The 12,783-nt window shown below is 72.8% G+C and carries 1 protein-coding gene; it reads right to left on the bottom strand.

Features of this window, described 5'->3' with window-relative positions:
• Positions 1–60: 60 nt before the first annotated feature.
• Positions 61–12,783: type I polyketide synthase (locus ACSNOK_RS01495; protein ID WP_436778676.1), on the bottom strand; the 12,723-nt coding region annotated here is incomplete at its 5' end.

The raw sequence follows: 12,783 nt of genomic DNA, 5'->3' as shown, positions 1-12,783 counted from the left end.
CCGACCGCACGGAACGTGCGGCCAGCCCCATCGGCGAGGCCCGTCAGGGCCGGGCGGGGATCACTCGAGTTCGTCGACGAGAGCGAAGAGCTCGTCGTCACTCGCGGCCTCGAGTTCCTCTTCGCGCCGCTTCCTGCTCTTCTCGGCGGTCTCGCCGCCCATGGCCTCCAGCAGCCTGCGCAGCCGCTCGGCGGCTTCTTCCCGTACCGGCTCGTCCACCGAGCCGGCGTTGAGAGCGGCTTCGAGCCGGTCGAGCTCGGCGAGCACCGGAACCGGCGCCGCCTCGTCCGTGACCATCTCGGTGCGCAGCCACGCGGCGAGTTCGACCGGAGTGGGGTAGTCGTAGACGAGCGTGGCGGGCAGCCGGAGACCCGTGACCCCGTTGAGGCGGTTGCGCAGTTCGACGGCGGTCAGCGAGTCGAAGCCCAGGTCCTTGAACGCCCGGCGGTCCTCGATCGCCTCGGCCGAGTCATGGCCCAGGGCGGCGGCCACCTCGGCCCGCACCACATCCGTGAGCACCCGCTCCTGCTCCGCCCGGCTCAGCCCGTCGAGACGGCGCGCCGGCCCGGCCTCGTCCCGCGGCCCAGCGCCCCGGCTCGCCGTGGCGGCGACCGCCTGGCGGATCTCCGGCAGGTCCCGCAGGAGTGGTGTCTCCCGCGGGTCCGTCGCACCCGGCGCCGCCACCAGCTGCTCCCAGTCGACGTCCATGACGGTCACGACCGCGTCGGGGCCGTCGAGGGCCTCACCCAGGGCACGTACGGCGAGCTGCGGGTCCATCGGCGGCATCGGGCCGCGCTTGACCCGCTCCCGCACCACCGTGCTGGACTCGGCGAAACCGCCGCCCGCCCATACGCCCCACGCCACCGTCAGACCGGCGAGGCCACGGGCCCGCCGGGACTCCGCGAGAGCGTCCAAGTACGCGTTGGCGGCGGCATAGTTGCCCTGACCCGCGGCCCCGAGCGTCGAGGCGGCGGAGGAGAACAGCACGAACGCGTCCAGGTCCAGATCCGCGGTCAACTCGTCCAGATGGGCGGCGCTGGCGGCCTTCGCCGCGAGCACCTTCTCCAGACGCGGCACCGAAAGCCGGTCCACCACACCGTCGTCCAGCACCGCGGCCGTGTGCATCACCGACGACAGCGCGGGACCGCTCGTCCCGGTCCAGGCGATGAGCCCGGCCAGCTCCGACCGGTCGCTCACGTCACAGGCCACCACGTCCACCCGCGTGCCCCGGGCGGCCAGTTCGGCCGCCTGCGCGGCGACGCCGAGGGCAGCCGGGCCGGAACGGCTCGTCAGCACCAGACGTGCCGCCTCCCGCTCGGCCAGCCACCGGGCCACATGCCCCGCGAGCGCACCCGTGCCGCCCGTGATCAGCACACTGCCGCCCGGGGCCCAGGAACGGCCGGTGTCACGGGACTGCGCCACCCGGGTCAGCCTGCGGCCGAGGATCCCGGCCGGCCGGATGGCGACCTGGTCCTCGCCGCACCCGGCGAGCACCGCGACCAGGCGCGCGCCCGCCCGCTCGTCCACCGTCGCGGGCAGATCGATCAGCCCGCCCCAACGGTCCGGGTGCTCCAGTCCGACGACGCGGCCGAGCCCCCACACCTGGCCCTGGACCGGGCCGGCCGGCGCCTCACCGGGCGCGGTCGCGACCGCGCCACGCGTGGCGACCCACAGCGGAGCGGGGACTCCGGCATCGCCCAGCGCCTGCACGAGACCCAGCGTCGCGGCGAGACCACCGGTCACCACCGGGTGGCCGGGCACCGGCGTCTCGTCCAGCGCGAGGAACGAGAGCACTCCGGAGACCCCGGCCGGGTCCGCACCTCCGCTCGCCAGCGCCGCGCCGAGCACGGCGGCCAGCTCCGCACGGTCCACGACACCGGCCGGAACCTCGGCCACCAGGGCCTGAGCCCCACGGGCGGCCAGCGCGGCGACACACCGCCGGGCGGTGTCGGCCTCGTCCCGGGCCGCCGGGATCGCGAGCAGCCATGTGCCGGACAGCAGGCGGGAGTCGGGCTCCGTGACGGGAGTCCAGCCGGCCCGGTAACGCCAGCCCGCCGTCATGGACCGGTCCTGCTCCCGGCGGCGCCAGGACGCCAGCGCGGGCAGGAGCTCGCCCAGGTGCCGCTGGTCCTCGATGGCCAGCGTGTCCGCGATCCGGGCCAGGTCACCATCCTCGACCGCCGCCCAGAACTCGGCTTCGGCCGCGGTGCTCGCACCGTCGCCACCCGCGACCGTTGCCGCTGTGGGAAGCGTCAGCACGCCTTCCGGCCAGAACCGCCGGTGCCGGAAGGCATACGTGGGCAGCTCTACGCGCTTGCCCGTCGGGAGGACCTTGGCCCAGTCCACGGCCGCGCCGTGGACGAACGCGCGTGCCAGGCCGGTCACCAGACCGGAGACGGCGTCCGCGTCGTCGCGGCGCTGGAGCGGCACGAAGACACCCTCATCGCCGCTACCGACACCGGCCACGGCGTCCGGGCCGAGCGCCGACAACGAGCCGTCCGGGCCGACTTCGAGGAACACCGACACGCCCTGCGCCGCCAGCGCGGCCAACGCATCCGCGAACCGCACCGCCTGCCGCGTCTGCGCCGGCCAGTAACCACCCTCGCACTCCGAGAGCACCTCACCACTCAGCGCGCCAGCCCACAGCATGCGCGGACGCTGATACGTCAGAGCAGCCGCGACCTCCCCCAACTCCTCCAACACGGGATCCATCGCCGGGGAGTGGAAGGCGTGCGAGACCCTAAGCCGCCGCACCCGACGACCCCGCTCCCGCCAGAGCTCCACCACCGTCTCCACCGCGCCGGCCTCGCCCGACACCACCACCGACTCCGGCCCATTCACCGCAGCAACCGACACACCCGCCAAACCGGCGAGCACGTCTTCCTCGGACGCTCCGATCGCGGCCATCGCCCCACCAGCAGGCAGGCCCTGCATCAACCGCGCACGAGCTCCCACCAGCCGGCAGGCATCCGGCAACGACAGCACACCCGCCACATACGCGGCAGCCACCTCACCCACCGAATGCCCCACCACCGCGTCCACCGTCACACCGGCGGCCTCCAGCACCGCCGCCAACGCCACCTCGAACGCGAACAACCCCACCTGCGCGAACAAGGTCTGATCCGTCAGCCCCTCATCCACACCCTCCACACCCAGCACGACATCGCGCACCGACGAACCAACATCCGCGCCCAACTCCAGCTCAAGCAACCCACACACACGATCAAAGACCTCGGCGAAGACCGGGCTCCCCGCATACAGACCCCGGCCCATACCCGCCCACTGCGATCCCTGACCAGCGAAGATCAGACCCACCCGCACGTCCGACCGAGCCGCGCCCGACACCACCGAGCTCACCGGCACACCGGCAGCCAGCTTCTCCAAACCGGTGACGAGACCCTCGCGGTCACCGCCGATCACCACCGCGCGGTGCTCGAAAGCGGAACGCGTCGTCGCCAACGACCACGCCACATCCACCGGCTCCAGCTCCGGCCGCGACACCAGCCACTCACGCAACCGACCCGCCTGAGCCACCAGCCCGTCCGCAGACCGACCCGACACCACCCACGCACCGACACCACCGGAACCGACCACCAAGGGCCCGTCCACCGGCTCCACCACCGTGCGCTCCTCGGCGGGGGCCTCCTCCACGATGATGTGCGCGTTCGTGCCGCTCATCCCGAACGCCGACACACCGGCGCGGCGCGGACGCTCCCCGGCGGGCCACGGCACCGACTCGGTCAGCAGCTTTACGTCGCCGGCCGTCCAGTCCACGTGCGACGACGGCTCGTCCGCGTGCAGCGTCCGCGGCAACCGCTCGTGCTGCAACGCGAGCACCATCTTGATCACACCGGCCACACCCGCGGCAGCCTGCGTATGACCGATGTTCGACTTCACCGAACCCAGCCACAGCGGCCGGTCCCCGGCGCGTTCCCGACCGTAGGTCGCGAGCAGCGCCTGCGCCTCGATCGGGTCACCCAGCGTCGTACCCGTACCGTGCGCCTCCACCACGTCCACATCGGCGGCGGTCAGCCGCGCACTGGCGAGCGCCGAACGGATCACCCGCTGCTGGGAGGGGCCGTTGGGCGCGGTCAGCCCGTTGGACGCGCCGTCCTGGTTGGTCGCCGACCCGCGCACCACCGCGAGGACGGGGTGGCCGAGCCGACGTGCGTCGGAGAGCCGTTCGACGACGAGCATGCCCGCGCCCTCGGCCCAGCCGGTGCCGTCCGCGTCCTCGGAGAAGGCACGGCAGCGCCCATCCGCCGAAAGCCCCTGCTGCCGCGAGAAGTCGATGAACGTCCCCGGCGTCGCCATCACCGTCACGCCACCGGCGAGTGCCAGCGAGCACTCCCCCGACCGCACCGCCTGCGCGGCCAGGTGCAGGGCCACCAGCGACGACGAACACGCCGTGTCCACCGTCACCGCCGGACCCTCCAGCCCCAGCACGTACGAGACCCTGCCCGACAGAACGCTCGTCGCGTTGCCGGTCATCAGGTGGCCCTCGGCTCCGGAACCGCCCTCGCCCGCCAGCGTCACACCGAACCCGTAGCCCGACGCGAAGCCGCCGGCGAACACGCCGGTCGCGCTGCCGTGGAGCGACTTCGGGTCGATGCCGGCCCGCTCCAGCGCCTCCCAGGACGTCTCCAGCAGCAGCCGCTGCTGCGGGTCCATGGCGAGGGCCTCACGCGGGCTGATCCCGAAGAATCCCGCGTCGAACTCCGCCGCGTCCCGCAGGAACGCGCCCGACTGCGTGTACGAGGTGCCCTCGCTCGCGCGGTCCGGGTCGTAGAAACCCTCCAGGTCCCAGCCACGGTCGGTCGGGAACCCGCCCACCGCGTCACCACCCGAGGACAACAGCTCCCAGAACTCCTCCGGACTGCCCGCCCCACCCGGGAAACGACACGCCATCCCCACGATCGCCAGCGGCTCGTCCGTCACCGGGACCGCCACCGACGCCACCGGAGCAGCGGCCTCCGCCTGCTCACCGACCAGCTCACCCCGCAGGAACCCGGCCAACACGACCGGAGTGGGGTAATCGAAGACCAGCGTGGCAGGCAACCGCAGACCCGTCGCCGCGTTCAGCTGATTGCGCAGCTCCACGGCCGTCAGCGAATCGAAGCCCAGGTCCTTGAACGCCCGGCGGTCCTCGATCGCCTCGGCCGAGGCATGACCCAGGGCGGCGGCCACCTCGGCCCGCACCACATCCGTGAGCACCCGCTCCTGCTCCGCACGGCTCAGCCCGTCGAGACGGCGCGCCAGTTCACCTTCGCCGCGTGCCGTGTCACCGGTGCCCGCCTGTTCGGCGACCAGTCGGCGGACCTCGGGCAGGTCGCGCAGCAGCGGCATCCGGCGGACGTCCGCGGCGCCCTGCGTGGACGCGAGCTGTTCCCAGTCGACGTCCATGACGGTCACGACCGCGTCGGGGCCGTCGAGGGCCTCACCCAGGGCCCGCGCGGCGAGCTGCGGGTCCATCGGCGGCATCGGGCCGCGCTTGACCCGCTCCCGCACCACCGTGCTGGACTCGGCGAAACCGCCGCCCGCCCATACGCCCCACGCCACCGTCAGGCCGGCGAGGCCGCGGGCCCGCCGGTTCTCCGCCAACGCGTCCAGGAACGCGTTCGCCGCCGCGTAATTACCTTGCCCCGGACCACCCAACGTCGAAGCAGCCGACGAGAACAGCACAAACGCGTCCAGATCAAGACCCGCCGTCAACTCGTCCAGATACACCGCACTCGCCGCCTTCGCCGCAAGCACCGTCTCCAGACGCCCCACCGACAACCGGTCCACCACACCGTCGTCCAACACCGCCGCCGTATGCATCACCGACGACAACGCAGGACCCGTACGACCCGTCCACCCCACAAGCCCTTCAAGACCCGACCGGTCACTCACATCACACGCCACCACGTCGACGGCGGTCCCGGCGGCGGCCAGCTCGGCCGCCAGGGCGGCCGCGCCCTGTGCTCCGGGACCGGAGCGGCTGGTCAGGACGAGGCGCGGTGCGCCCCGACCGGTCAGCCAGTGCGCCACGTGCCCGGCGATCGCGCCGGTCCCGCCCGTGATCAGGACGCTGCCACGCGGTGCCCAGCGCGCTTCGCCACGAGGCTGCGCAGCCCGCGCCAGGCGCCGGCCCAGCACGCCCGCCGAGCGGATCGCGACCTGGTCCTCACCACACCCGGCGAGCACCGCGACCAGGCGCGCGCCCGCCCGCTCGTCCACCGTCGCGGGCAGATCGATCAGCCCGCCCCAACGGTCCGGGTGCTCCAGTCCGACCACGCGGCCCAGGCCCCAGACCTGGCCCTGCACCGGACTGGTCAGCTCCTCACCCGGCCCGGCCGCGACCGCGCGACACGTCGCCAGCCACAGCGGCGCGGTCACGGCGACGTCACCGAGGGCCTGTACAAGCCCCAGCGTCGCCGCCAGCCCACCGGCCACCACCGGATACTCCGGCAACGGCGCCTCGTCCAGCGCGAGCAGCGACAGCACACCCGTGACGTCGCCGATCTCCACGTCCTGCAACGCCGCGTCCAGCAGGGCTGCCATCTCGGCGCGCTCCACGACACCGGACGGAACCTCGGCCACCACGACCTCGGCGCCACGAGCGGCCAGCGCCGCACCGCACCGCTGCGCCGCACCGTCCTGGCCCAGGCCGGCCGGGGCCACCAGCAGCCACGTTCCGGAAAGGACCCTGGCGTCGGTCTCGGCGACGGGGGCCCAGGCGGCTCGGTAACGCCAGTTCGCGGTCATCGAACGGTCCAGCTCACGCCGGCGCCAGGTGGCCAGCGCGGGCAGCACATCGCTGAGTTGCTTCTGGTCCTCGATGGCCAGCGTGTCCGCGATCCGGGCCAGGTCTCCGCCTTCGACCGCCGCCCAGAACTCGGCTTCGGCCGCGGTGCTCGCACCGTCACCACCCGCGACCGAAGCCGCCGAGGGCAACGCCAGCACACCCTCCGGCCAGAACCGCTGATGCCGGAAGGCATACGTGGGCAGCTCCACCCGCTCGCCCGCCGGAAGCACCTTCGACCAGTCCACGGCCGCACCGTGGACGAACGCCCGCGCCAGGCCGGTCACCAGGCCAGGAACGGCATCCGCGTCGTCGTCACGCCGCTGGAGCGGCACGAAGACACCCTCATCGCCGCCACCGACACCGGCCACGGCATCCGGACCGAGCGCCGACAACGAACCGTCCGGCCCCACTTCGAGGAACACCGACACACCCTGCGCCGCCAGCGCGGCCACCGCGTCCGCGAACCGCACCGCCTGCCGCGTCTGCGCCGGCCAGTAACCACCCTCACACTCCGAGAGCACCTCACCACTCAACGCACCCGCCCACAGCATGCGCGGACGCTGATACGTCAGAGCAGCCGCGACCTCCCCCAACTCCTCCAACACGGGATCCATCGCCGGGGAGTGGAAGGCGTGCGAGACCCTAAGCCGCCGCACCCGACGACCCCGCTCCCGCCAGAGCTCCACCACCGTCTCCACCGCGCCGGCCTCGCCCGACACCACCACCGACTCCGGCCCATTGACCGCAGCAACCGACACACCCGACAGGTCAGCGAGGCCAGAGACAACCTCATCCTCCGACGCGCCGATCGCCGCCATCGCCCCACCGGCCGGCAGGCCCTGCATCAACCGCGCACGAGCCCCCACCAGCCGACACGCATCCGGCAACGACAGCACACCCGCCACATACGCGGCAGCCACCTCACCCACCGAATGCCCCACCACCGCGTCCACCGTCACACCGGCGGCCTCCAGCACCGCCGCCAACGCCACCTCGAACGCGAACAACCCCACCTGCGCGAACAAGGTCTGATCCGTCAGCCCCTCATCCACACCCTCCACACCCAGCACGACATCGCGCACCGACGAACCAACATCCGCGCCCAACTCCAGCTCAAGCAACCCACACACACGATCGAAGGTCTCGGCGAAGACCGGGCTCCCCGCATACAGACCCCGGCCCATACCCGCCCACTGCGATCCCTGACCAGCGAAGATCAGACCCACCCGCACGTCCGACCGAGCCGCGCCCGACACCACCGAGCTCACCGGCACACCGGTAGCCAGCTTCTCCAAACCGGTGACGAGACCCTCGCGGTCACCGCCGATCACCACCGCGCGGTGCTCAAAGGCCGAACGCGTCGTCGCCAACGACCAGCCCACATCCACCGGCTCCAGCTCAGGCCGCGAGACCAGCCACTCACGCAACCGACCCGCCTGAGCCACCAGCCCATCCGCAGACCGACCCGACACCACCCACGCACCGGCGTTTTCGACGACCGTCGTGGTCTCGGGCGCACTGTTCCCCTCGTCCCCGTCGACAGCCACGGCGTCAACCGGGTCGGGGGCCTCTTCGACGATGACGTGGGCGTTGGTACCGCTGATGCCGAACGCCGACACACCGGCGCGGCGCACCCGCTCACCGTCGGACGGCCACGGCACCGACTCCGTCAGCAGCTTCACATCGCCGGCCGTCCAGTCCACGTGTGACGACGGCTCGTCCGCGTGCAGCGTCCGCGGCAACCGCTCGTGCTGCAACGCGAGCACCATCTTGATCACACCCGCGACACCGGCCGCGGCCTGGGTGTGGCCGATGTTCGACTTCACCGATCCCAGCCACAACGGCCGCCCGTCCACGCGCTCCTGGCCATACGTGGCGAGCAGCGCCTGCGCCTCGATCGGGTCACCCAGCGTCGTACCCGTACCGTGCGCCTCCACCACGTCCACATCAGCCGCCGTCAAGCGACCACTGGCCAGAGCGGAGCGGATCACCCGCTGCTGCGACGGGCCGTTCGGTGCCGAGAGGCCGTTGGACGCGCCGTCCTGGTTGATCGCGCTGCCGCGCACCACGGCCAGGACCTTGTGGCCGAGCCGACGCGCGTCCGACAGCCGTTCGACGACGAGCATGCCGGCACCTTCGGCCCAGCCGGTGCCGTCCGCGTCCTCGGAGAACGCCCGGCATCGCCCGTCCACCGAAAGACCCTGCTGCCGCGAGAACTCCACGAACGAGAACGGTGTCGCCATGACCGTCACACCACCGGCGAGCGCAAGGGAGCACTCCCCCGACCGCACCGCCTGGACGGCGAGGTGCAGGGCGACCAGCGACGACGAACACGCCGTGTCCACCGTCACCGCCGGGCCTTCCAGTCCCAGCACGTAGGAGATGCGGCCGGACAGCACACTGGTGGAGTTGCCGGTCATCAGGTGGCCTTCGACGCCGGCTCCGTCCTGGCCGGTCAGCGCCATGCCGATGGCGTAGCCTGACCCGAAGCCGCCCGCGAAGACACCGGTGGCGCTGCCCCGCAGGGAGTGCGGGTCGATGCCGGCCCGCTCCAGCGCCTCCCACGAGGTCTCCAACAACAACCGCTGCTGCGGATCCATCGCCAGCGCCTCACGCGGACTGATCCCGAAGAATCCCGCGTCGAACTCCGTCGCATCCCGCAGGAACGCGCCCGACTGCGTGTACGAGGTCCCCTCGCTCGCGCGGTCCGGGTCGTAGAAACCCTCCAGGTCCCAGCCACGGTCGGTCGGGAACCCGCCCACCGCGTCACCACCCGAGGACAACAGCTCCCAGAACTCCTCCGGACTGCCCGCCCCACCCGGGAAACGACACGCCATCCCCACGATCGCCAGCGGCTCGTCCGTCGCCGGGACCGCCACCGACGCCACCGGAGCAGCGGCCTCCACCTGCTCACCGACCAGCTCACCCCGCAGGAACCCGGCCAACACGACCGGAGTGGGGTAATCGAAGACCAGCGTGGCAGGCAACCGCAGACCCGTCGCCGCGTTCAGCTGATTGCGCAGCTCCACGGCCGTCAGCGAATCGAAGCCCAGGTCCTTGAACGCCTGCCTGGCTTGGACCATGTCCATGGAGGAGTGGCCCAGTACGGCGGCGGCCTCCGCCCGCACCACATCCGTGAGCACGCGGTCCTGCTCCACCCGGCCCATGCCCGCCAGGCGGCCGGCCAACTCGCCGTCGCTCCGCGCCGGTCCGTCGGCGCGGGCGCCTGTGGTGGCCAGGCGGCGGATTTCGGGAAGGTCGCGGACCAACGGCATCCGGTGCACGTTCGCCGTGCCGGGCGCGGAGCCCAGTTGGTCCCAGTCGACGTCCATCACCGTCACGACCGCGTCAGGGCCGTCCAGCGACTCGCCCAGCGCCCGGACCGCCAACTGCGGGTCCATCGCGGGCATCGGGGCGCGCCGCATACGCGATCGAATCGCCTCGTTGGACTCCGCGAGTCCGCCGCCGCCCCACAGGCCCCAGGCGACCGCGAGACCGGCGAGGCCGCGGGCCCGCCGGTTCTCCGCCAACGCGTCCAGGAACGCGTTCGCCGCCGCGTAATTACCCTGCCCCGGACCACCCAACGTCGAAGCAGCCGACGAGAACAGCACAAACGCGTCCAGATCAAGACCCGCCGTCAACTCGTCCAGATACACCGCACTCGCCGCCTTCGCCGCAAGCACCGTCTCCAGACGCCCCACCGACAACCGGTCCACCACACCGTCGTCCAACACCGCCGCCGTATGCATCACCGACGACAACGCAGGACCCGTACGACCCGTCCACCCCACAAGCCCTTCAAGGCCCGACCGGTCACTCACATCACACGCCACCACGTCGACCCGCGTGCCGCGGGCAGCCAGGTCGGCGACCACGGCCGCGACTCCGCCGGCCGCGGGGCCGGTACGGCTCGTCAGCACCAGGCGCGGCGCGCCGCGCCCGGCCAGCCACCGGGCCACATGCCCCGCGACCGCTCCCGTACCGCCCGTGATCAGCACGCTGCCGCGCGGCGCCCACGTCTCCTCCGCGTCGCGGGACTGCGGCACCCGGGCCAGGCGCCGGCCCAGCACGCCCGCCGAGCGGATCGCGACCTGGTCCTCACCACACCCGGCGAGCACGGCCACCAGGCGTGCGCCCGCCCGCTCGTCCAGCGTCGCGGGCAGGTCCACCAGGCCGCCCCAGCGCTCCGGGTGCTCCAGGCCGACCACGCGGCCGAGCCCCCACACCTGCGCCTGCACCGGACGGGCCAGCGTCTCGGCCGGCCCGGCCGCCACCGCACCGCACGTGGCGACCCACAGCGGCGCGGCGACTTCCACGTCACCCAGCGCCTGCACGAGGGCCAGCGTCGCCGCCAGCCCCCCGGCCACCACCGGATACTCCGGCAACGGCGCCTCGTCCAGCGCGAGCAGCGACAGCACACCCGCCACCCCACCGGACTCCACACCCCGCAGCGCCACGTCCAGGACGGCCGCCACGTCGGCGCGCTCCACGACACCGGCCGGAACCTCGGCCACCACGACCTCGGCGCCACGAGCGGCCAGCGCTTCCGCGCACTGCCGCACCAGGTCACCACTGCCACTGCCATCGCGACCGCCACCGTCCGCCGGGGCGGCCACCAGCCATGTCCCGGACAGCGCGCGGGAATCGGGCTCGGTGATCGGAGTCCAGCCGGTCCTGTACCGCCAGCCGGCGGTCACCGAGCGGTCCTGCTCGCGGCGCCGCCAGGACGCCAGCGCGGGCAGCACTTCGTTGAACGGACGGCCGCCGTCCACGGCCAGCGTGTCGGCGAGCCGCGTCAGGTCGCCGCCCTCGACCGCCGCCCAGAACCGCGCCTCGGCCGCCGTGCTCGCACCGTCGCCGCCGGCGACCGAACCCGCCGAGGTGGGCAGCGCCAGCACACCCTCCGGCCAGTACCGCTGATGCCGGAAGGCGTACGTCGGCAGCTCCACCCGCTCGCCCGCCGGGAGCACCTCGCGCCAGTCCACCGTGGCGCCCTGGACGAACGCCTCGGCCAGTGACGTGAGCAGCCGCGTCGCGCCGCCGTCGTCGCGGCGCAGCGTCCCGCAGACGGCGCCGGGCACGGCACCCGGCCCGGCCTCCAGAACCGCTTCCTCCAGGGTGTCGTTCATCGCGCCCATGAGCACCGGGTGCGGGGTGACCTCGATGAAGATCTGGTGGCCCTGGCCGGCCAGCACGCGCACCGCGCGCTCGTAGTGCACGGTGGCGCGCAGGCTCTCGTACCAGTACGCGGCGTCCAGTTCCTCGCCGGTCAGGGTCTCGCCCGTCATCGCGGACACCATCGGGATCCGGCCGCGACGCGGCGCGATCCCGGCCAGGACGGAGAGGATCTCCTCCTCCAGGCGCTCGACCTGCGCCGAGTGCGAGGCGTAGTCCACGGCCACCATCCGCGCCCGGACACCCTCCGCCTCCAACTCCGCCTTCAGCTCCTCCAACGCCTGCGGCTCACCGGACACCACCACAGCCGCCGGGCCGTTCACCGCCGCCAGCGACAGACGCTCACCCCAACGCGGCAGACGCTCCTCAACCGCCGCAGCCGACAGGCTCACCGACAGCATCCCGCCCGCACCCGCCAGCACCTTCAGCGACTGCGAACGCAACGCCACCACCCGGGCGCCGTCCTCCAGCGACAACATCCCCGCGACCGTCGCGGCAGCGATCTCACCCTGCGAATGACCCACCACCGCATCCGGCACCACACCAGCGGCCTCCCACACCGCCGCCAGCGACACCATCACCGCCCACAACGCCGGCTGCACCACATCCGCAGCAACCATCTCCGCCGCACCCGACAGCACATCGGCAAGCGACCACTCCACAAACGGCGCCAACGCCCGTTCACACTCGACCAGACGCGCCGCGAAAACAGGGCTACAGGCAGCCAGCTCCCGCCCCATCCCCACCCACTGCGACCCCTGACCCGCGAACGCGAACACCACCCGCGCACCCGGCCGAGCCACCCCCGACACCACCGAACC

The organism is Streptomyces sp. URMC 126, from assembly GCF_051386555.1.
GTDB lineage: Bacteria > Actinomycetota > Actinomycetes > Streptomycetales > Streptomycetaceae > Streptomyces.
The sequence above is the reverse complement of the archived record's forward strand: the minus strand, read 5'-3'. Positions and strand labels throughout refer to the sequence as shown.